This window comes from Kitasatospora gansuensis (assembly GCF_014203705.1).
Taxonomy (GTDB): Bacteria; Actinomycetota; Actinomycetes; order Streptomycetales; family Streptomycetaceae; genus Kitasatospora; species Kitasatospora gansuensis.
Window position 1 is genome coordinate 7,273,467 of the sequence record NZ_JACHJR010000001.1, and the last position, 21,679, is coordinate 7,295,145.

General features: G+C 71.4%; 14 protein-coding genes and 1 pseudogene. 6 read left to right on the plus strand and 9 right to left on the minus strand.

The genetic code is table 11. The features are described from left to right. Positions 1-18: 18 nt before the first annotated feature. The 5 genes and pseudogenes from larC to F4556_RS32825 all read right to left on the minus strand — a co-directional run. The gene (gene larC, locus F4556_RS32805) at positions 19-1,218 is read right to left on the minus strand and encodes a nickel pincer cofactor biosynthesis protein LarC (RefSeq protein ID WP_184922659.1); all 1,200 of its coding nucleotides are present in this window, start codon (positions 1,216-1,218) and stop codon (positions 19-21) included. Next, entirely contained in the window at positions 1,215-3,023 is a 1,809-nt protein-coding gene (gene larB, locus F4556_RS38695; RefSeq protein WP_246511151.1) for a nickel pincer cofactor biosynthesis protein LarB, read from the minus strand. Before larB ends, larC begins: the two co-directional genes overlap by 4 nt. Further along, positions 3,023-4,300 carry a nickel-dependent lactate racemase gene (gene larA / locus F4556_RS32815; RefSeq protein WP_184922661.1) on the minus strand — a complete coding sequence of 426 codons (1,278 nt, stop codon included), beginning with the start codon at positions 4,298-4,300 and terminating at the stop codon, positions 3,023-3,025. The genes larB and larA overlap by 1 nt, the downstream gene beginning before the upstream one ends. Then, positions 4,297-5,157 carry an amidohydrolase family protein gene (locus F4556_RS32820; protein WP_184922663.1) on the minus strand — a complete coding sequence of 287 codons (861 nt, stop codon included), beginning with the start codon at positions 5,155-5,157 and terminating at the stop codon, positions 4,297-4,299. The genes larA and F4556_RS32820 overlap by 4 nt, the downstream gene beginning before the upstream one ends. A gap of 183 nt (positions 5,158-5,340) precedes the next feature. After that, positions 5,341-5,526: pseudogene (locus tag F4556_RS32825) on the minus strand (ATP-binding protein); the annotation flags it as partial. A gap of 237 nt (positions 5,527-5,763) precedes the next feature. Here F4556_RS32825 and F4556_RS39815 point away from each other — a divergent pair. Continuing rightward, a complete protein-coding gene (locus F4556_RS39815; RefSeq protein ID WP_376775762.1) occupies positions 5,764-6,090 on the plus strand; it encodes a hypothetical protein in 327 nt (108 codons plus the stop codon). Between the two features lie 151 nt (positions 6,091-6,241). After that, on the plus strand, positions 6,242-8,971 hold the full coding sequence (locus F4556_RS32835) for a beta-L-arabinofuranosidase domain-containing protein (protein WP_184922665.1): 2,730 nt from the start codon (positions 6,242-6,244) through the stop codon (positions 8,969-8,971). Positions 8,972-9,162: 191 nt separating this feature from the next. On the opposite strand, the gene yicI is transcribed toward F4556_RS32835, so the two are convergent. The 4 genes from yicI to F4556_RS32855 all read right to left on the minus strand — a co-directional run bounded on the left by yicI (position 9,163) and on the right by F4556_RS32855 (position 16,816). Continuing rightward, on the minus strand, positions 9,163-11,445 hold the full coding sequence (gene yicI / locus F4556_RS32840) for an alpha-xylosidase (protein WP_184922667.1): 2,283 nt from the start codon (positions 11,443-11,445) through the stop codon (positions 9,163-9,165). Continuing rightward, positions 11,442-12,860 (minus strand): GH1 family beta-glucosidase, encoded by a 1,419-nt coding sequence (locus tag F4556_RS32845; protein ID WP_184922669.1) that lies wholly within the window; start codon positions 12,858-12,860, stop codon positions 11,442-11,444. The genes yicI and F4556_RS32845 overlap by 4 nt, the downstream gene beginning before the upstream one ends. Positions 12,861-12,868: 8 nt before the next feature. Then, positions 12,869-13,852: an acetylxylan esterase gene (locus tag F4556_RS32850; protein WP_184922671.1), complete on the minus strand. Its 984-nt coding sequence runs from the start codon at positions 13,850-13,852 to the stop codon at positions 12,869-12,871. 114 nt (positions 13,853-13,966) lie between these two features. Beyond that, positions 13,967-16,816 (minus strand): glycoside hydrolase family 3 C-terminal domain-containing protein, encoded by a 2,850-nt coding sequence (locus tag F4556_RS32855; protein WP_313068974.1) that lies wholly within the window; start codon positions 16,814-16,816, stop codon positions 13,967-13,969. 200 nt (positions 16,817-17,016) lie between these two features. On the opposite strand from F4556_RS32855, the gene F4556_RS32860 reads away from it, so the two are divergent. Genes F4556_RS32860 through F4556_RS32875 form a run of 4 tightly spaced genes read left to right on the plus strand, consistent with a single transcriptional unit; the run spans position 17,017 to position 21,666 of the window. Continuing rightward, positions 17,017-18,696, plus strand: coding sequence for an ABC transporter substrate-binding protein (locus tag F4556_RS32860; protein ID WP_184922673.1), 1,680 nt, complete (start codon positions 17,017-17,019; stop codon positions 18,694-18,696). Further along, on the plus strand, positions 18,693-19,640 hold the full coding sequence (locus F4556_RS32865; protein WP_313068976.1) for an ABC transporter permease: 948 nt from the start codon (positions 18,693-18,695) through the stop codon (positions 19,638-19,640). Before F4556_RS32860 ends, F4556_RS32865 begins: the two co-directional genes overlap by 4 nt. Beyond that, positions 19,637-20,611, plus strand: a complete 975-nt coding sequence (locus F4556_RS32870; protein WP_184922675.1) for a carbohydrate ABC transporter permease — start codon at positions 19,637-19,639, stop codon at positions 20,609-20,611. Before F4556_RS32865 ends, F4556_RS32870 begins: the two co-directional genes overlap by 4 nt. Positions 20,612-20,616: 5 nt before the next feature. Next, the gene (locus F4556_RS32875; protein ID WP_184922677.1) at positions 20,617-21,666 is read left to right on the plus strand and encodes a LacI family DNA-binding transcriptional regulator; all 1,050 of its coding nucleotides are present in this window, start codon (positions 20,617-20,619) and stop codon (positions 21,664-21,666) included. The last annotated feature ends 13 nt before the right edge of the window (positions 21,667-21,679 follow it).

Here is a 21,679-nt window from a genome sequence, read left to right on the forward strand (position 1 = left end):
GATCCCGGCGGACGGCTGCTACCGGCTCTCCTTCTCGTCCTCCCCGTCCTCCCCGCCCTCTCCGTCCTCGACGAACGGGGAGGGCTGACGCAGGGCACGCTCGGCGACGGTCCGCAGCGGCAGGCCCAACTCGGCGGCGGCCGCGGCGAGATCGTCGTGCTCGGGCTTGGCACCGTACGGGCCGTGCTTGATCCGCACGGGTACGCCGTCGACGTGGACGGTCCGCTCGTGCCGGGGCAGGACGGTGCGCGAGGTGACGGTCTGTCGGATGCCGAGGCTGCCGGTCTCGGCGAGGACGAGCCGCCGCAGCCGGGCCACGTCGTCGGGCCGGGCGAGGACGTGCAGGACGGTGGCCGGCCGGCCCTTCTTCATCGTGGCGGGGGTGGCCCAGGCGTCCAGCGCACCGAGGTCGAGCGCCCGGGCGATGGTGTGGGCGAGGGTCTCGCCGGTGACGTCGTCCAGGTTCGTCTCCAGGACGACCACCGACTCCGCGTCGGGCTCAGGATCGAGTGCTGAACCGAGGCTCAGCTGCACCATGTTGGGCCGGTCGGGCAGCCGCCTGGTCCCCGCCCCGTAGCCCGTCCGCCCCAGCGTCATCGCCGGCGGCCGGCCGTACCGCGTGCCGGCCGCGCGCAGCAGGGCGGCGGCGGTGGGGGTGACGGTCTCGCCCCGCAGGTCCGTACCGGTCACGGCCGCGCCCTCCAGGAGCGCGACGGTGGCCGGGGCGGGGGAGGGGATGACGCCGTGGGCGGAGGTGATGGACCCGGTGCCGAGGGGCAGGGGTGCGCAGTACAGCTCGGTGACGCCGAGCGCGTGCAGGGCGGCTGCGGTGCCGACGATGTCCACGACGGTGTCGTGGCCGCCCAGTTCGTGCAGATGGACGGAGGCGGGGTCGGCGCCGTGCAGCCGGGCCTCGGTCTCGGCGATCGCCGTGAGCGCGGCGACGGCGAGGGCCCGCACCGGCTCGGGCCCGGTCCGGCTCGCCAGCGCGATCAGTTCGGAGGCGTGTCGTTCCGCCTGGTGGTCGAGTACCTCGACGGAGACGCGGGTCCCGGTCAGGCCGTGGTCGACGACGCTCTCGGCGGTCAACTGCCAGCCGGTCAGGCCGGTTTCCTCGATGGCCGACCGGATCCGATCCAGCGGGGCTCCGGCGTCGATCAGGGCGGCCAGCAGCATGTCACCGGCGAGGCCGGTGACCGGGTTGATCCAGCAGATCACGGCAGATCCCTCCGACCCTGGGCGATCCGGGCCTGGGCGATCCGGTGCACGGCCATCGCGGCGCCGAAACCGGAGTCGATGTTGACGACCGTGACACCGGCCGCGCAGGAGGCGTGCATCGCCAGCAGTGCGGTGACCCCCTCCAGCGAGGCGCCGTAGCCGGTCGAGGTGGGGACCGCGACGACCGGGCCGCGCACCAGACCGCCGACCACGCTGGCGAGCGCACCCTCCATACCGGCGACGACGATCACCGCATCCGCCGCCTCGAGTTCCTTCCTGACCTGGAGGATCCGGTCCAGGCCCGCCACCCCGACGTCATGGATGGCAGTGGCGTTCAGACCCACCGCCCTCGCCACGGCGTACGCCTCGGCCGCGACCGGGCGGTCGGAGGTCCCGGCGGCCACCACCGTGACGGTGAAGTCCGTACGCTCGGGGGCCCGCCACACCAGCAGCCGGGCCTCGGCGTCGTACGACCCGCCGCCCACCGCGCCGAGCACGGTCTCGGCGACCTCCGGGGGGACCCGGGTGGCGAGCACGGGCCCGGTGTTGTGGGCCAGCAGGCCGGTGACGATGCCACAGATCTGCTCGGCCGTCTTGCCGGGGGCGTAGACGACCTCGGGCAGTCCTTGGCGTTCTTCCCGTCCCAGATCCAACCGGGCGAACCCCAGGTCGAGTACGGGGACGGTCCCCAGGCGTCGGCCGATCTCCTCCCCGGTCTCGCGCAACAGCCGGGGGGTCTCGGACATCGCGGTGCCGAGGTCACCCGCCCGGGCCAGCAGGGAGTAGCTGTCCTCGATGCCGTGCGCCGCCAGCTCGGTGGGGTCGGCCGCCACCTGCCCGGCCACCGCGACCACCGGCACTCCGGCCGCCGTCGCGAGGGCCGCGGCGCCCACCGGGGCCTTGCCGCGCAGACTCTGCGCGTCGAGCGAGCCCTCGCCCACGATCGCCAGGGCGGCGCCCGGCAGGACGCGGTCCAGGCCGAGTTCGGTGAGCAGGAAGTCCGTGCCCGCCGCGTGACGCGCCCCGAGGACGGCCAGCGCGCCGTAGCCGGTGCCGCCGGCCGCGCCCGTGCCGGGCCGCTCGGTGTGGTCGACGCCGGTGAGCCGGGTGACCAGGTCGGCGAACTGCCGCAGCCCCGCCTCCAGTTGCCGGACCTCGGCCGGCCCGGCGCCCTTCTGCGGGCCGAAGACCGCCGCCGCGCCGCGCGGGCCGAGCAGCGGGTTGTCCACATCGCAGGCCAGCGTGAACCGGGTGTCGCGCAGCCGGGGATCGAGGCCGGTGAGGTCGATCCGTACCGCCTCGGCCAGGGCCGCGCCGCCCGGCCCGGTCTCCGTTCCCCCGGCGGTGCCGATGCGCGCGCCGAGTGCCTGGAGCAGGCCGGCTCCGCCGTCGGTGGTGGCGCTGCCGCCGACCGCCAGGACGATGTCGCGGCAGCCGAGGTCGAGCGCCCGGGCGATGAGCTGCCCGGTGCCGTACGTGCTCGCGGTGAGGGCCGAGGGGCCGTCACCGGGGGCCAGGTGCAGGCCACTGGCCTGGGCCAGTTCCACCACGGCGCGGTCGCCGCGCACCGCGAAGGTGGCGGTGACGGGACTGCCGAGCGGCCCGGTCACCTCGACGGTCCGCGGCTGGTACCCGGTGGCGATCAGCGCGTCCACCGTGCCCTCGCCGCCGTCCGCGATGGGCACCGCCACGATCTCGCGTCCGGTCCCCGCGGCCCGGAGGCCGTCAGCCAGCCACCGGCTCGCCTCGGCGGCGGTGGCGGAGCCGCGGAACTTGTCGAGGCAGACCACGATGTGACCCTGCATCAGGAGCTCTCCGCCAGGTAGGGGATGGTCTGCGGACCCTCGGGCAGCACGCACAGCCGGGCGCCGGGCCCGGCCGCCGCGAGCGCCTCGGCGACGGTGGCGGAGATGTCGCGGGTCTGCTCCAGGTGCGCGGTGGCGAGCTCCGCGTCGCTCAGGTGGCCGGTGTGCATGATGACCCGGTTGCGGGACTGGATGCGGGCCTGGATCTGCACCTGCCACTGGTCGGGCACGGTCGTGGTGCGCGCGCTGATGTCGTCGAACAGGGACTGCGGGGACGGCGCGGACGCCAGCACCTCGCGGTACGAGCCGTGGTCGGGGAAGCCGTCGCGGCACTCCGCCGCGCAGACGATCGTGCCGCCCGGGCGGGCCACCTGGTACGCGGCGGACAGGCCCTTGACCGCCTGGTAGAGGTTCTGGTCCAGCGGGAAGCCGGAGTTGGTGGTGACCACCACGTCGAACGGCGCGACCACCGGGCGCATCGCCATCCGCTTGGCGGCCGCCGTCGCGGCGGCGTGCATCGGCAGCAGGTCGCCCCCGAAGGCGGCCACGATGTCCTTGTCCCGGTTGAGCACCACATCGAGGGCGAAGGTCACGCCGGTGGCCTCGGCGATCTCCCGGACGTCGTCGTGCACCGGGTTGCCGTGGATGACCCCCCAGGTCGCGCGCGGGTCGCCGATCCGGGCCGCGTCGTGCAGGACGAGCACGGTCTCCAGCGCGGCCAGCCCGGGCGCGACCAGCTTGGGGCCCCCGGAGAAGCCGGCGAAGAAGTGCGGCTCGACGAAACCGGTGGTGATCCGCACGTCCGCCTCGACCCAGGCGCGGTTCAGCCAGACCGGCACGTCCTTGCCGTAGGTGCCCATCCAGGTGAGCTGCGAGGCGTCGCGGGCATCGTGGTTGACGATCCGTACGGTGTCCGCGATCTCCGCGCCGAACATCTGCCGCAGCTCGGCCTCGGTGTTGCCGCGGTGCGTGCCGGTGGCGACCAGGATCACCACGTCCTCCAGCCGGACGATGCCCTCGAGTTCGGCGAGCACGGCGGGAATCATCAGGTGGCGCGGCTGCGGGCGGGTCCCGTCGCAGGCCGAGATCGCCACCGTCTGCCCCGGCCGCACCCGCTCCCGCAACGGCGGCCCGGCGACCGGCTCGCGCAGCGCGGTCCGCAGGGCGGCCACCTGGTCGGTGGCGGCCCGGTGGTGGACCGGCTCGACGACGGTGGTCCGGGACGGGTCCACCTCTAGGTCGAGGCCGGACTCGCCGTAGGCCAGGCGTATCTTCACTGCGAGTCCTTCCTGGGAGCGAGCCCGTAGGCGCGGGCGGCGGTGCCGTCGAAGACCTGGGCGCGTTCCTCCGCCGACAGTCCGGCGGTCAAGTCCTGTGCGGCGGAGGTGACTTCGGCGTAGGAGGCGCGCAGCAGGCAGACCGGCCAGTCGGTGCCGAACATCACCCGCTCCGGGCCGAAGGCGTCCAGCACCACGTCGGCGTACGGGCGCAGCTCGGCGGCGCTCCAGCCGGGTGCGGCCTCGGTCACCATGCCGGAGAGCTTGCAGAACACGTTGGGCTCGGTAGCGAGTTCGCGGATCCGGGTGGCCCAGGGCTCCAGCGCTCCGGCGGCGATCGGCGGCTTGGACAGGTGGTCCAGGACGAAGGTCAGCTCGGGCAGGGCGCGTACGGTGCGGATGGCGGCGGGCAGTTGGGACGGCAGGGTGAGCAGGTCGTACGCGAGCCCGGCCTCGGCCACCGCCCGCAGGCCGCGCCGTACGTCGGGGCGGTCCAGCCAGTCGGGGTCCGCCTCGCCCTGCACCAAGTGCCGCAGGCCGAGGAGGAATTCACCTCCCGGGCCGCCGCGCAGCCGGGCCAGCGTCGCGGGCAGCTGACCGGAGGTCAGGTCCGCCCAGCCGACCACGCCCGCGATCAGGTCGCTGCTGGCGGCCAGGGCCAGGAACTCGGCGGTCTCCTCGACGTCGGGCAGGACCTGCACCAGGACGGTCCGGTCGACGTCGGCGGCCTCGGCATCCGGCGCGAGGTCGTCGAGGGTGAAGTTCCGTCGGATGGCGGCCAGATCGGGACCGTCGAGCCAGTCCTGCGGACGGCGGGTCAGGTCCCAGAGGTGATGATGGGCGTCGGTCCTGTTCATTCCGTGTGCTCTCTCCCCGGTGACCACTACTGCTCTCCGGTGCCGGAGCGTAACAGGACATCCCATGTCTTGGAAGTCATCAAGGGCAGCCTGGTCGGCCAACAAGTGCTATTTACCGAGGTGGTTGCGGAATCCTGTGTCAGGTGCCGGATGTGCGCTGAGTTCCTTGGCGCTTTATACATCCTATGTATTCTGCGCGCACCAGATCGTCTTGCCGCTGGTGGTGTGCCGGGTGCCCCAGTCCTGGGTGAGCTGGGCGACCAGCATCAGGCCCCGGCCGCCCTCGTCGAAGGCGCGCGCCCGGCGCAGGTGCGGGGTGGTGTCACTGGCATCGGACACCTCGCAGATCAGCAAGGTGTCGCGAATCAGCGGGTTCTTGCGATGAACCCCAGGCGTTCACGCCCGAGAGGGATCGCATCCCTGGTTCGTAGCCGCGAAGCGGCGCCCATGAGGTCATGCTCCGCCCGGTCGGGGCCTGGGGGGGCCTGGCAGCCGGACGATCCGGCCGAAGGACAGTCCGGCAGGGCGTCGGTCAGTGGCAGAGTCACGACTACCGGCGACCCGGTTGTGACTGTCAGTGTCAGTGGGTCCTGTTACGTTGCCGGGGTGATGATCGTGACGCCGGTGAAGCTGGTGCCGGAGGGTGCACAGGCCGCCGCGCTCTCGGCTGTCTCTCATGGCAGTTGGACGCACAGACGGTGTCGATCTGGACCACTGCCGGGGCGGATCAAGAACCTGCGGTTCGCCTGCTCGGCGGACGTGCTCAAGATGCTGCGCCGGCACCGGAAGGGCGAGTCCGATCTGATCGAGCGGGACGGCTCTTTCTACCTGCACGCGGTCTGCGACGTGCCGGAGGCGTCGGTCAACGAGAACCGGCGGTTCGGTGGCCGTGGTGCGGGGGCGGCACGGCCGGCCTGCTGTCGAAAGTATTGACACGTCAATTGTTAGCGTTAACACTCATGCAACAAGACGGGCACCGCACCGAAACTCCACCGCTCCGGTGACGCATGCCCGGTACGGAAGAACGGCGCATCGCCGTGCAGCGCCTCCCCCACCTCTTCCCTTACGGACCACGGAGTTCGCCATGCCGGCACACCCCCTCAGTCGTCGTACCGTGATCAAGGCGACCGGCGTCGCGGCCGTGGCCACAGCCGCCGGCCCCGCCCTCGGTGCCGCCTCCGCCGCGGCGGAGACCTCCCCGGTCAGGCCGGACGCCGGAGTGTCGACGTTCCCGTTCGACCTGGGCGAGGTCAAGCTCACCAGCAGCCGGTGGCTCGACAACCAGAACCGCACCCTGGCCTACCTCCGCTTCGTCGACGTCGACCGCCTGCTGTACAACTTCCGCGCCAACCACCGGCTCTCCACCAACGCCGCGGCGCCGACCGGTGGTTGGGACGACCCGTCGTTCCCGTTCCGCACCCACGTGCAGGGCCACTTCCTCACGGCCTGGGCCCAGGCCTACGCCGCGCTCGGGGACACCGTCTGCCGCGACAAGGCCGACAAGATGGTGGTCGAACTCGCCAAGTGCCAGGCCAACAACGCCGCCGCGGGCTTCTCCGCCGGCTACCTCTCGGGCTTCCCCGAGGCCGACTTCGCCAACCTCGAAGCAGGGCGGCTGACCAACGGCAACGTCCCGTACTACTGCATCCACAAGACCATGGCCGGTCTGCTCGACGTGTGGCGCCTGATGGGCAGTACCCAGGCCCGCGACGTGCTCCTGGCGCTCGCCGGCTGGGTCGACCGGCGCACCGCCGCGCTCAGCCGCGACACGATGCAGTCGCTGATGGGTGTCGAGTTCGGCGGCATGAACGAGGTGCTGGCCGACGTCTACCAACAGACCGGCGACGCACGCTGGTTGACCGCCGCCCAGCGGTTCGACCACGCCGCGGTCTTCGACCCGCTGGCCTCGAACCTGGACCAGCTCAACGGCCTGCACGCCAACACCCAGGTGCCCAAGTGGATCGGCGCCGTCCGCGAGTACAAGGCCACCGGGACGACCCGCTACCGCGACATCGCCACCAACGCCTGGACGATCTGCACCACCGCGCACACCTACGCCATCGGCGGCAACAGCCAGGCGGAGCACTTCCGGGCCTCGAACGCGATCGCCGGTTACCTCGTCAACGACACCTGCGAGCTCTGCAACTCCTACAACATGCTCAAGCTGACCCGGGAGCTGTGGCAGCTGGACCCGGACCGGGCGGCGTACTTCGACTTCTACGAGAAGTCGCTGATCAACCATGTGATCGGCGCGCAGAACCCGGCCGACCCGCACGGGCACATCACCTACTTCACCCCCCTCAACCCGGGCGGTCGCCGCGGTGTGGGCCCGGCCTGGGGCGGTGGCACCTGGAGCACCGACTACGGCACGTTCTGGTGCTGCCAGGGGACGGGCGTGGAGTCCAACACCAAGCTGATGGACTCCATCTACTTCCGCGACGGCACCACCCTCACGGTGAACCTGTTCCTCCCGTCCGTGCTGACCTGGACCGAGCGCGGCATCACGGTCACCCAGACCACCGCGTACCCGGCCGAGGACACCACGACGCTGAAGGTCACCGGCAGCGTCAGCGGGACCTGGTCGCTGCGGGTCCGGATCCCCGGCTGGACCTCGGGCGCGACCGTCAGCGTCAACGGCGTCGCCCAGAGCGTCACGGCCACCCCGGGCAGCTACGCCACCCTCACCCGGTCCTGGACCTCCGGCGACACCGTCACCGTGAAGCTCCCGATGCGGGTGGCCCTCCAGGCAGCCAACGACAACTCCGGTGTCGCGGCGGTCACTTACGGCCCCGCCGTGCTGGCCGGCAACTACGGCAGCAGCACGCTGTCCGCCCTCCCGGCCCTGAACACCTCCTCGATCACCCGGACCAGCAGCACCGCCCTCGCCTTCACGGCCACCGCCAACGGGGCGACGGTCAACCTGGCCCCGTTCCACGACGCCCAGGGCTTCAACTACACCGTCTACTGGCGGACCGGGACCGACAGCCCCGGCTTCCGGCTCGTCAACGCCGCCAGCGGACTCGTCCTCGGCATCCAGAACATGTCCACCGCCGACGGCGGCATCGCCCTGCAGTGGAACGACTCCGGCACCGCCGACCACAACTGGAACCTCGTCGTCGACGGCACCGCACTGCGGCTGCGCAACGTCAACAGCGGCAAGGTCCTGGGCGTGAAGGACATGTCCACCGCCGACAACGCCACGGTCCTCCAGTGGTCCGACAACGGCACCGCCGACCACAAGTGGACCGTCGTGGACGCCAGCAACGGGTACCACAAGCTGCAGAACGTCCACACCGGCAAGCTGCTCGGCATCGCGGGCGGCTCGACCGCCAACGGCGCCGCAGCCGTCCAGGTGCCCGACGCCGGCGCGCTCTCCGGGCAGTGGCAGTTCGCCCCCGACGGCGCCCGGCGGATCCAGAACGTTGCCAGCGGGCGGGTGCTCGGAGTGACGAACGCGTCCACCGCCGACGGCGCTCTCGCCGTCCAGTGGGACGACAACGGCACCGCCGACCACCTCTGGACGGCCGTCCTCGACACCGGCGGCTACCTGCGCCTGCGCAACTCCAACAGCGGCAAGGTGCTCGCCGTGGAGAACGGCGGCACCGCCAACGGCGCCCGGATCACCCAGTGGGCGGACAACGGCGCCGCCGACCACCGCTGGCGCCTGCGTCACGGGGGAGGGGACACCTTCAAGATCCAGTGCGCCAACAGCGGCCGGGTCCTCGGTGTCTCCGGCGCCTCCACCGCCCAGGGGGCGCAGGCCGTCCTGTGGGACGACAACGGGACCAGCGACCACCTGTGGCGGTTCATCTGAGTCTGCGTCAGGTCATGCCCGAAGATCAGGTGTCCCCGGCCTTCGGGCATGACCCGTGCCTCACCCCAGGGGGCGGAGGCCGGTGATGCTCCCGGCGAGTACGGCCGCAGAACGCGAGGTGGTCGGGGCCGTAGCCACGCGGCCCGCATTCGACGACCAGCACAGCTGAGGGGCCGCCAGGTGACGCTTGGTCAGGCTCTCCATGGCAGGTCCGCCTCGGTGGTGCCGGCCGGGTGGGTGTGGAGGGGGCCGTCCGGGCCGCCGATCCGCAGCTGCCACGGGTGGGGGCTGTCGGTGGTCACCGTGAGGCGGTCGCCGGCGCGGTGCAGGTGGAAGCGGGCGGTCTCGCCGGGGCCGTCGGAGCGCGGGATCACCAGGGTGCGTTCGGCGCCGTCGGCGAAGGCGTGGACCCGCAGTTCGACGCCGTCCGCCCAGGCGGAGACCGGGTGTTGGTCGTCGGCGCCGAGCGGGATGACGGAGTCGGGGCGGGCGAGCACGGGCAGGGTGTGGAAGCCGTGCTGCTCCTTCACCCAGCGGGGGCCGGTGAGCTGAGCACCCGTCAGGATGTTGGTCCAGACGCCTTCGGGGACGTAGTACTCGACGGTGCCGTCGTCGGTGAAGACCGGGGCGACCAGCAGGTCGTCGCCGAGCAGGTACTGCCGGTCCAGGGTGGCGGCGGCGGGGTCGTCGGGGAACTCCAGCACCATGGCGCGCATCACCGGGATGCCGGTGGTGTGCGCCTGCTGGGCGGCGCGCTGGAGGTAGGGGGCGAGGCGGTGCTTGAGCAGGGTGAACTCGCGGGTGACGTCGACGGCCTCCTCGCCGTAGTCCCACGGGACGCGGTAGGACTTGCTGCCGTGCAGGCGGCTGTGCGAGGAGAGCAGTCCGAACTGCACCCAGCGCTTGAAGACGGTCGGGGTGGGAGTGCCCTCGAAGCCGCCGATGTCGTGGCTCCAGAAGCCGAAGCCGGACAGGCCGAGGGAGAGTCCGCCGCGCAGCGACTCGGACATGGCGTTGAAGTGGGACTCGCAGTCGCCGCCCCAGTGCACCGGGTACTGCTGGCCGCCGGCGGTGGCGGAGCGGGCGAAGAGCAGCGCCTCGCCCTCGCCGCGCTCCTCGCGCAGCAGCTCGAAGACGGCCCGGTTGTACAGGTGGGTGTAGTAGTTGTGCATCCGCTCGGGGTCGGAGCTGTCGTGCCAGACGACGTCGGTGGGGATGCGCTCGCCGAAGTCGGTCTTGAAGCAGTCCACGCCCTGGTGCAGCAGGGGGCGCAGCTTGCCGGTGTACCAGTCGCACGCGGCGGGGTTGGTGAAGTCGACCAGGGCCATGCCGGGCTGCCACAGGTCCCACTGCCAGACACTGCCGTCCGGGCGGCGGACCAGGTGGCCGGCGCGCATGGCCTCCTCGAACAGGGCGGACTTCTGGGCGATGTAGGGGTTGATCCAGGCGGAGATCTTCAGCCTGTGCTGCTTGAGCCGGGCGAGCATGCCGGCCGGGTCGGGGAAGGTGTCGGCGTCCCAGTCGAAGTCGCTCCACTGGTACTCGCGCATCCAGAAGCAGTCGAGGTGGAAGACGCTCAGCGGGATGCCGCGCTGGGCCATGCCGCCGACGAAGCGGTTGACCGTGGCCTCGTCGTAGTCCGTGGTGAAGGAGGTGGTCAGCCAGAGGCCCAGTGCCCAGGCCGGCGGCAGGGCCGGGCGGCCGGCCAGCGCGGTGTAGCGCTCCAGGATCTGCTTGGGGGTCGGGCCGTGGACGACGAAGAACTCCAACGACTGGTCCTCGACGCTGAACTGCACCTGGCCGACCGACTCGGAGCCGACCTCGTAGCTGACCTTGCCGGGGTGGTTGACGAAGACGCCGTAGCCCCGGTTGGTCAGGTGGAACGGGATGTTCTTGTAGGACTGCTCGCTGCTGGTGCCGCCGTCGGCCTGCCAGATGTCCACCACCTGGCCGTTCCGGACGAAGGGGGTGAATCTTTCCCCCAGCCCGTACACCAACTCGCCGACGTCCAGCGAGAGTTGACCCAGCATGAAGTGACGTCCGGCCGCGTCGGTGGCGAAGCCCGTACCGCGCTCGCCGACCGTGGTCAGCGTCCGTCCGTCGGCCGCGAACTCCAGGCGCCACGGCTGGGAGGTGTCCACCCGCAGCGTCAGTTCGCCGGCGGCGAGCTCCACCACCGCGCCGTCCCGGCGGACCTTGCCGACGCCCTGCTCCGCGCCGGGCAGTTCGAACTCCGGTCCGCGCCGTACCGATCCGGCGTGGTGGGTGGTGCGCACGCCGATCACGCCCTCGGCCGGGGACCAGCACTCGATGGTCAGCAGCGGGCTGTTGAGCGTGTCGCCTCGGCCGCGTACGTGCTTCACCGGCGCGTAGAGGGTGAGCCGGTGGTCGTCGGCCCGGACGTCCGCGACCTCGGCGGCGTAGCGCGCGGTGACACCCGGGCGCATCAGCCAGTAGCCGTCGGTGAATTTCATCGGGCAGGTTCCTCTGTCCGCGCGCGGTGCGCGGTGATCAGGCCCCGGTACCAGTGGTAGCTGTCCTTGGGCGTTCGGGTCAGGGTGTCCTGGTCGATGTGGACCAGGCCGAAGCGCTGGCTGTAGCCACGCGCCCATTCGTAGTTGTCCAGCAGGGACCACACGTAGTAGCCGCGGATGTCGACCCCGGCGGCGATCGCGTCGGTGACGGCGGTCAGGTGGTCCGCGAGGTAGTCGATCCGCTTGGCGTCGTGGACCACGCCGTCGGGGCCGACGGGGTCGAGCTCGGCGCAGCCGTTCTCGGTGATCCAGACCGGTGGAAGGTGTGGGTAGCGGGCGTGGAGTCCGCAGAGCAGCTCGGTGAGTGCTTCCGGGACGACGGGCCAGCCCATGGTGGTGTGCCGGGTCCGGTACGGGTTCAGCTCGGTGAGGCCGATGTCCACGGCCGTCCGGAGTTCGGGGTCGTCCGTGCGGTGCGGGGCGTCGGCGACGGTGATCGGGCGGTAGAAGTTGACGCCGAGGAAGTCCAGTGGGGCGCCGATCAGTTCGAGGTCTCCCGGCAGTCGCCACGGGCCGTCGGCGAGACCGGCCCAGGTCTCGGCCTCGTGCGCGGGGTAGCGTCCGGCGAGCAGCGGCTCGGTCCAGACCTCGTTGTGCAGGACCTCGGCGCGACGCAGGGCGGCGCGGTCCTCGGGGAGGGCGGAGGCGGTGTGGATGCGGTCGAGGTTGAGGGTGATCCCGACCTCCCGGGCGCCTGCGGCCCGCAGCTCCCGGACCGCGAGGCCGTGGCCGACCAGCAGGTGATGCGCGGCCGCGAGGGCGCCGCGCCCCTCCTCGGCGCCGGGCGCGTGACGGCCCTCGGCGTAGCCCACGAAGGCCGAGCAGTACGGCTCGTTGAGGGTGATCCAGCGCTCCACCCGGTCCCCGTAGCGCTCGGCCGCGAGGGCCGTGTACGCCGCGAACGCCTCGGCGGTCTCCCGGACGCGCCAGCCGCCCCGGTCCTCCAGGGCCTGCGGCAGGTCCCAGTGGTAGAGGGTGACCGCGGGGGCGACCCCGGCGGCCAGCAGTTCGTCGATCAGGCGGTCGTAGAAGTCCAGGCCCTTTCTGTTGACCGGTCCGGTGCCCTGCGGCAGCAGACGGGGCCAGGCGAGGGAGAAGCGGTAGCTGTCGACGCCGAGTTCGCGCAGCAGGGCCACGTCCTCGGAGTAGCGGTGGTAGTGGTCGCAGGCCGTGTCGCCGGTGTCGCCGCCGAGCGTACGGCCGGGGGTGTGGCTGAAGGTGTCCCAGATGGACGGGCCGCGGCCGTCCTGGTCGTGGGCTCCCTCGATCTGGTAGGCGGCGGTCGCGGCGCCGAGCCGGAACCCGGCGGGGAGGTCGGGGAACGGGTGGGCGGCCGGACCGCAGGTGTTGGTCACGGCGGCGGTCAGAGCTGCGGAGCGAGGCCGCGCTCGCGCAGCCAGGCGAGTTGGGTGGGCGGGGTGGAGCCGCAGCCGCCGCTGTGGTCGGCGAACGGCCAGACGGTCATCGTGCGGTCCTGGCCGGCGTAGCGGTTGAAGGCGGCGTAGACCGTGGACGGCGGGCAGACCGGGTCCATCAGGCCGACGCTGAACAGGGCCGGGGCGGTGGCCCGTTGGGCGAAGTGCGCGCCGTCGAAGTAGTCCAGGGTGTCGAAGGTCGGCTCCAGCCGGTGCCGGCTGTGCCAGCGCAGGTACTTGGCGATCTCCGGGTACGGTCCCTCGCCGGCGATCTGCACGGCGTGCCGGAAGTGGCACAGGAACGGTACGTCGGGCATCACCGCGGCGACGCGGTCGCCGGTGAGGCCGGCGACGGCGATCGCCAGGCCGCCGCCCTGGCTGCCGCCGGTCAGCACGATCCGGTCGGTGTCCAGGGCGGGCAGCTGCGCGACGGCGTCGACGGCGCGCACGCAGTCGGTGATGAGGCGTCGGTAGTAGTAGTTCTCGGGGGAGTCGATGCCGCGGGTCATGAAGCCCTCGACCCACTGGGTGCCGTCGCCCATGCCCCGGTCCGGGGTGTCGTGGCCCTGGCCTCGGCTGTCGACCACGAGTTGGGCGTAGCCGGCGGCGGACCAGAACAGGTGCTCTGTGGGCAGTCCGCGCCCGCCGCAGTAGCCGATGTAGGTGACGACGACCGGCAGTGGCCCGTCCACGCCGGCGGGGCGAATCAGCCAGGCGGCCACCGGCTCGCCGTTCCAGCCGGGGAAGCGCACGTCGTCGACCTCGACGGTACGCAGCCCGTACTGCGAGGTGACGCGTTCGGCCTTGACCTCCCCGTCGTGCGCACGGGCTTCGGCGAGGGTCCCTCGCCAGAACTCGTCGAAGTCCTTCGGGTCGGTCAACTCCGGCTGGTACCGGACGAGTTCGTCAAGTCCGAAGTCGGTGAGCGGCATGGGGTTTCCTCCGGATGGAGCGATGACGAGCTGGAGTGAGGGGAGGTGAGCGGTGCCCCGGAGGGGTGGCGGCCCGTCCCCCTCGGACGGGCCGCCGGTCCGGGAGGCGCCGCCTCAGGCCGTGGCGGACGAGCGGAGGCCGAAAGCGGCCAGCCGGAAGCCGCCGTGCAGGGTCAGCCGCAGGTCGTGGACACCGGCCGGCGGGGCGGTGAAGTCGGCCCGCACGGTCGCCCAGGTGTGCTGGTGGCCGGTGACGGGAATGTCGAGGTCCGCCAACAGCAGGTCACCGGAACGGAGTTCGAGCCGTGCCCGGCCGGCTCCGGCCTCCGCGCGGGCGATCTCGGCCTCCACCCGGACGGCGCCGGAGAGGTCGACGCCGCCGAAGACCAGCGTGGCGGGCCGGGCCGGATCGGCCGGGGTGACGGCGTCGCCGTCGGTGCGCGAGGCGTCGACGATGTCGATGTCCGTGTGGTCGTCGAAGTCGACGGCCAGGGTGCGCCGGTCGACCACGACCCGGGAGGCGGGGGCCGGCCCGGTCACGGTGAGCGGCGCGGTGAGCACCGGGTGCTCGGCGGAGCGGGCGACGGTGATCTCGTAGTCGCCGGGATCGACGGCGAAGGCGCCGGTGATGACGTCCCAGTGGGCCAGCCGTTCGGCCGGCAGACGGAACGTCAACTCCCGGCTCTCGCCCGGCTCCAGGCCGACCTTGGTGAAGTCGGCGAGCCGCTGCCGGGGAGCCTCGTAGCGGGCGTCCAGGGCCCGGACGTAGAGCTGGACCACCTCGCTGCCGGCCCGTCGGCCGCTGTTGGTCAGCGTCACCGTGACCTCGACCTCGCCGTCCTGGGCGACGGACGGCCGGGACAGGCGCAGGCCGCGGTAGTCGAACTCGGTGTAGGACAGGCCGTGGCCGAAGGGGTAGAGGGGTGCGGCCCGGTGGTACTGGTAGGTCCAGCCGGCCTTGATGATGTCGTAGTCGAGCGGTTCCGGCAGCTGGTCGTCACCGCGGTACCAGGTCTGCGGCAGACGTCCGGCCGGCTCGGCCCCGCCGAGCAGCACGTCGGCCAGCGCGTTGCCGGTCTCCTGGCCGCCGTGCGAGGTCCACAGCACAGCGGGCAGGTGCTCGTCGGCCCAGTCCACGGCGTACGGGTAACTGCTCATCACCACCAGTGCGGTCTCCGGCCGGACGGCGGTGACGGTGCGCAGCAGTGCCTCCTGGGCCCGGGGCAGGGCGGTGTCCACCCGGTCCTCGGTCTCGCGGCCGTTGACCATCGGGTGGTTGCCGAGCACCACGACCGCCACGTCGGCGGCCTCGGCCGCCGCGCGCGCCTCGGCCGCGCCGTCGTGGAGCAGTTCGCGCTCCCAGGGCTCGGCGGCCTCCGGGGTGTCGGCGGTGACGGTCACCCGGCCGTCGGCCGGGTCCACGGCGGCGTACCGGCCGGTGTGCACCGAACGCAGCAGGACAGTGCCGTCCTCGGCGGGCTCCAGGTGGAAGGTCTCCTGGACGAACCAGCTCTTGATCAGCTCCTGGTCGGCCACCAGGGTGGCGTCCTCCTTGAGGGTCAGGTAGCGGCCGGTCCCGGTGTCACGCAGGGTCAGCCGGTCGCGGCCCCAGTCGGTCACCTCGAAGGAGGTCTTGCCGAGCGGCTCGCCGGTGGTGCGCGAGCGCAGTGCGATCCGGTCATTGCCCTCGGTCCGGACCACCTCGGCGCCGAGCGCGGCGGAGAGCCCGGCGGCGACGCCGACCTGGTAGGGCATCGTGCCGCTGTACCAGTCCTCGAACAGCGTGTCGGCGAGCGGACCGATGACGGCGATCCTGGGCGTACGGGCCGGGTCGAGCGGCAGCAGGCCGTCGTTCTTGAGCAGCACCACCGACTCGGTCGCGGCCTCGCGGGCCAGGGCGCGGTGCTCGGGGCTGTCGATCACCTCGGCGCCGATACCGGCGTACGGGTCCAGCTCGGGGTCGAACTCGCCGAGCCGGAAGCGCAGTTCGAGCTGTCGCCGGATGGCGCGGTCCACGTCGGCCTCGGCTATCAGACCGCGCTCCAGCGCCTCGCGCAGCCGGCCGACGACCGTCGCACTGTCCTCGCCGTGGTCGGTGAAGCTGTCGATGCCGGCCTTGAGTGCGGCGCCGTGGGACTCGGCGTGGTTGTCGAAGTAGTACTCCATGTCGACCAGGTTGGAGGGCGCCTCGGCGTCGCTCACCACGAACAGCTCGTGCCCGGTGGGCCGCGCCCAGCGGCGCAGCTCGGTCTCGATGAGCGGACTCACGTGGCAGGGACGGCCGTTGACCAGGTTGTAGGCGGCCATCGCGCCGGTGGCCGCGCCGGAGGCGACGACGGGGCGGAAGGCGGCCAGGTCGTACTCGTGCAGCACGCGCGGGCGCAGCGCGGAGGAGCTGGTGCAGCGGTCGTCCTCGTTGTTGTAGGCGAGGAAGTGCTTGAGCACCGGAGCGGTCCGCAGGTAGGTCGGGTGGTCGCCCGAGAGGCCCCGGCAGAACGCCTCGCCGACCCGGGCGGTGTGCACCGGATCCTCGGAGTAGCCCTCCTCGTTGCGGCCCCAGCGCGGGTCGCGCAGCAGGTTGAGCACCGGCGCCCAGGACTGGAGGCTGTTGGGGGCGCGGTCGGGGGCGGTCATCGGCGGGCGGTGGCGGTGGAAGGCGCGCAGTTCGACCGAGACCGCCTCGGCGACCCGGCGCACCAGGTTCTCGTCCCAGCTGGCGCCGAGGCCGACGGCCTGCGGGAAGACCGTGGCGAGCCCCAGCCAGGAGACGCCGTGCAGAGCTTCGCTGCCGGTGCGGAAGGAGTCAACTCCCAGGCGGGGCACGGCCGGTGCGTACTGGTGCAGCATCGCGAGCCGTTCGTCGAGCGTGAGCCGTTCGAGCAGGTCGTCGACGCGCTTGCGCAGCGGGAGCGCGGGATCAGGGAAAAGAGGCAGGTCAGCCGCGGACGCGGACAGGGAACTCACGTGGGACAACCCCTCAAGGCTGAGTGCTGTGGCCGTTCATCGAAGCGCTTCGACGCTGACATGAAGCCAGGAATGTGTCAACTGCCTTGGCAATGGCCAGTTTCGGATTTGTTCACGCTATTGCTGAACTCCTAACACGTCGTTAGTGTCGCCGAAACACGCAAGCGCTTCGACAGTTTCGATCGGAAGGCCGCTTCGCCATGAGAACCGAGATGAACCGCAGGACCTTCGTCAGTGCCGCTGTTTCGGTGGCGGGGGCCGCCGCGATGACGCCGCTGCTCTCCGCCTGTGGCGGAGGTGCGGACCGGAAGACCGGTGCGAACACCGAGGCGGGCCTCAAGTCGGCCCTGCCGGCCTATGTGCCCAGCACCTCCGGCAAGCCGGAGATCCCCTCCGTGGCCGGTGGCCCCGACGCGGCGACCGACCCCGCGTACCTCAGCTACCCGTCCGCCCCGGTCACCACGGTCTCCGGCGTCCCGGGCAAGGGCGGCAGCTACACGGCGGTCACGCCGCTGTGGGGGACCGCCCCGCCGGCCGGCAACGCCTTCTACCAGGCCATGAACAAGGCACTGGGCGTCGAGCTGACGATGAAGCCGGCGGACGGCAACAACTACTCCACCATCGTCCCGACCATGACGGCCGCCAAGAAGCTGCCGGACTGGATTCAGCTGCCGAGCTGGTGGAACCCCAACTTCAACCTCGGGGGGCTGGCCGGGACCCAGCTCGCGGACCTGACCCCCTACCTGTCCGGCGACAAGATCAAGAAGTACCCGAACCTGGCCGCGATACCCACCGGCGCCTGGCAGGTCGGCGTGTGGGGCGACAAGCTGTACGGCATCCCGTGCTTCTCGAGCAAGTTCGTCGTCGCGGGCACCACCTTCTACCGCCGGGACATCCTGGAGGGGCGCGGGATCAAGGCCGAGCAGGTCAAGTCCGCCGACGACCTGCTGAGCCTCGGCAAGGAGCTGACCGACGCCAAGCGCGGCGTCTGGGCCTTCGGCGACCTGTGGACCTACCTGTACACGGCCTGGGGTGCCCCGCTCAAGTGGAAGGTGGACAACGGCAAGCTGGTCCACCTGTTCGAGACCCAGGAGTTCCTGGAGGCTCTCGACTGGCACAACCGGTTGGCCGCCTCCGGGTACGTGCACCCGGACTCGCTGGCCGGTGACGGCGCGAACGCCATCACCCGCTTCTACAGCGGAAAGGTGCTCATCGACGGCGGCGGCACGGGTGTCTGGAAGCTGAGCGACCATCAGGCCGGCACCGCCGCGGACCCGAACTACCGGCGTGGCGCCTTCAACGTCTTCGCCGCCGACGGCAAGAGCAAGCCGGTGGTCTACATGGGTGCTTCGACCGCCATACTCAGCTACCTGAACGCCGATCTGAAGCCCGCCCAGATCGAGGAGCTGCTCTCGGTCGCCAACTACCTGGCTGCGCCCTACGGTTCGGCCGAGTACACGATGGCCAACTTCGGCGTCGAGGGCGTTCACCACACCCGGGTGAACGGCGTTCCCACCTTCACCGACGAGGGCCAGAAGGCGGTCCAGAGCCAGACCTTCCCGTTCCTGGCCTCCCCGTCGGCCGTGATCAGCAACCCGGGCGGCGACATCGTCACCAAGGACCTGGCGGCCTGGCAGGCCGACAACGTCCAGGCCCTCACCAAGCCGCCCTTCTGGGGCATGAACATCAGCATGCCGCAGGCGATGGCCACGGCCGAGGCCGCCCAGGCCGTGTCGGACACCGTCCAGGACTGCTACCGGGGCAAGAAGAAGGTCTCGGAGGTGCAGGAAGCGGTGGCGAGTTGGCGGTCGAGTAGCGGGGACCGGCTCAAGGGGTGGATGACCGAGAACGTCCTGAACAAGTACGGCACGGGCCAGTGAGCACCGCGCAGCCGGAGCGCACCGGCGCACCGGAAGGCCTGAGCCTGCGGCACCGGCTGCGCCGCGACCGTTCGTTGATCCTGATGACGGTGCCCGCGGTCGTCCTGCTGCTGGTGTTCAACTACCTCCCGCTGTTCGGCCTGGCCACCGCGTTCCAGGAGTACGACCCGCTGGTGGGGGTCTGGCAGAGCGAGTGGGTCGGGTTCGACCAGTTCAGCCGGCTCCTCGGCGACGCGATGTTCTGGCACGCGATGACGAACACGCTGTACCTGAGCTTCGTCCAGCTGATCCTCTTCTTCCCGATCCCGATCGCGCTGGCCATGCTGCTCAACACGGTGCTCAGCGAGCGGACGCGCAACTTCATCCAGTCCGTCGTCTACCTGCCGCACTTCTTCTCGTGGGTGCTCGCCATCACGATCTTCCAGCAGATGCTGGGCGGTGCGGGCGCGCTCAACCAGTTCCTCCGTCAGCAGGACATCGGTACCTGGGACATCATGACCAACCCGGACACCTTCGCCCTGCTGGTCACCTCCCAGTCGATCTGGAAGGAGGCGGGCTGGGGGATCATCGTCTTCCTCGCCGCGCTCAGCGCGATCAACACCGAGCTGTACGAGGCCGCTGCGGCGGACGGCGCGGGACGGTTCCGGCGGATGTGGCACATCACGCTTCCGGGCCTGCGCGGGGTGATCGTGCTGATGCTGGTGCTGCGCCTGGGCAACGCGCTCTCGGTCGGCTTCGAGCAGTTCCTGATCCAACGGAACGCCGTCGGGCACGACGCGGCTGACGTTCTGGACACCTTCTCCTTCTACTACGGCATCGCCACCGGCGACTACAGCTACGGCGCGGCGGCCGGGCTCTTCAAGAGCGTGATCTCGCTGCTGCTCATCTGGGGTGCCAACCGGCTGGCGCATGCCTTCGGCGACGACGGGTTGTACCGCAAATGACCAACGTACTCACCATCGGACGCACGGGCGGGAAGCGCGACACGGAGACGAGGGCCGCCCGACGCCGGGCCAGGGCCGCCCGCCCGCCCTGGGAGGAGCCGCCGACCACGGCCGGCCAGGCGGCCAAGGGGATGACCCTCGGTGCGATGCTCGCCGTCGTCCTGGTCCCGCTCTGGATCGTCGTGCTGACCAGCTTCTCCACCCCGGGGGCCGTCAACCGGGCCGGCGGCCTGGTGATCTGGCCCGACGGGCTGACCACCGAGGCCTACCGCCAGATGCTGAGCGACTCCACCGTGCTCACCGCGCTGACGGTGAGCCTGGGCATCACGGTGGTCGGCACGGCGGTGTCGATGGCCGTCTCGATCCTGTGCGCCTACGGCCTGTCCCGGCCCAGGTCGCTCGGCCACCGCTCCGTCCTGGTGCTGCTGATCGTCACGATGTTCGTGAGCGGCGGCCTCATCCCGACCTTCCTGGTGGTCACCGGGCTCGGCGGCTACGGCCAGTGGTGGGCGCTGATCCTGCCGGGCGCGGTCTCCGTCTTCAACATCCTGGTGCTGCGCGCCTTCTACTCCGACACCTCCTCCGAGCTGATCGACGCGGCCCGGATGGACGGCGCGGGGGAGTGGCGCATCCTGTGGTCCGTCGTCCTGCCGACCTCACGGGCCGTCACCGCCGTGACCGCGCTCTTCTACGCGGTGGGCTACTGGAACTCGTTCTTCAACGTCATGCTCTACCTGCCGACGGACGCCGAGAAGTGGCCGCTCCAGTACGTCCTGCTCACCTACGTCAACCGGGGCAACGGACTGCCAGGCTCCGTCAACGCGGGCTTCGGCAGCATCCAGGCCCAGACCGCGCCGCTGTCGCTGCAGATGGCGGTCGTGGTCCTCACCCTGGTGCCGCTGTTGCTCGTGTACCCGTTCGTGCAGAAGCACCTGCGCACCGGTGTGCTCACCGGCGCGATCAAGGGCTGAGCCGGATGTCCAGCAGACCCGTCACGCTCGCCGACGTGGCCAGGCACGCCGGCGTCTCGGCAAGCACCGTCAGCTACGCGCTGAGCGGGAAGCGCCCGATCCTGGACGAGACCCGCGGCCGCGTCGAGCGGGCCGTCCGGGAGCTCGGCTACCACCCCAACACCAGCGCCCGGGCCCTGGCCGGCAAGCGTTCGCACATGGTCGCCCTGGTGGTGCCGCTTAACACCGACGTGTACGTGCCGACGATGACGGAGATCGCCATCTCCGTCACCGTGACGGCCCGTCAGCACGGCTACAACATCCTGCTGATGACCAATGACGAAGGCCCCGAGGAGGTGCGGCGGATCGCCGCCGGCGGACTCGCCGACGGGGTGATCCTGATGGACATCAGGGTGGGGGACGAACGCATCCCGGCCCTGCGCGCCCAGGGCATACCGACCGTGCTCATCGGCTGGCCCGACGACCCGGCCGGACTCTCCTGCGTCGACCACGACTTCCCCACCATGGGCGCGCTCTGCGCGGACCACCTGGCCGACCTCGGCCACCGGGACATCGCCTTCGTCGGCTACGCCAGGGCCGTCTACGAGCGGCACGCGGGCTACGCCGTGCGCACCCTGCACGGCTTCCGCGAGCGCGCGGAGCGGCGTGGCCTGCGCTTCGTGCACCGGCCGTGCGAGGGCACGTACGAGAGCACGGCGGGCACCGTGGCCAGGATCCTCGCCGACCGTCCGGACACCACCGGGTTCGTGGTGCAGAACGAGGGCGCGATCGGCCCGCTGCTCGACCTGCTGCGCGCCAGCGGGCGGACCGTCCCGGAGGACGCCTCGGTGATCGCCATCTGCCCCGAGTCGCTGGCGGAGCAGTACACGCCCCGGCTCACGGCCGTGACAGGACCGAAGCGGGAACTCGGGCAGGTCGCCTTCGAACAGATCATGGCCAGGATCACGGCGGCCACCGAGGGCGCGCAGCCCGAGGACGAACTGCGGCTGCTGGTACCGGACCTGGTGATCCGCGAGAGCACCGCGCCGGCCCCGGGCCGCGGCGCCCGCCCCTGACACACGGACAGAG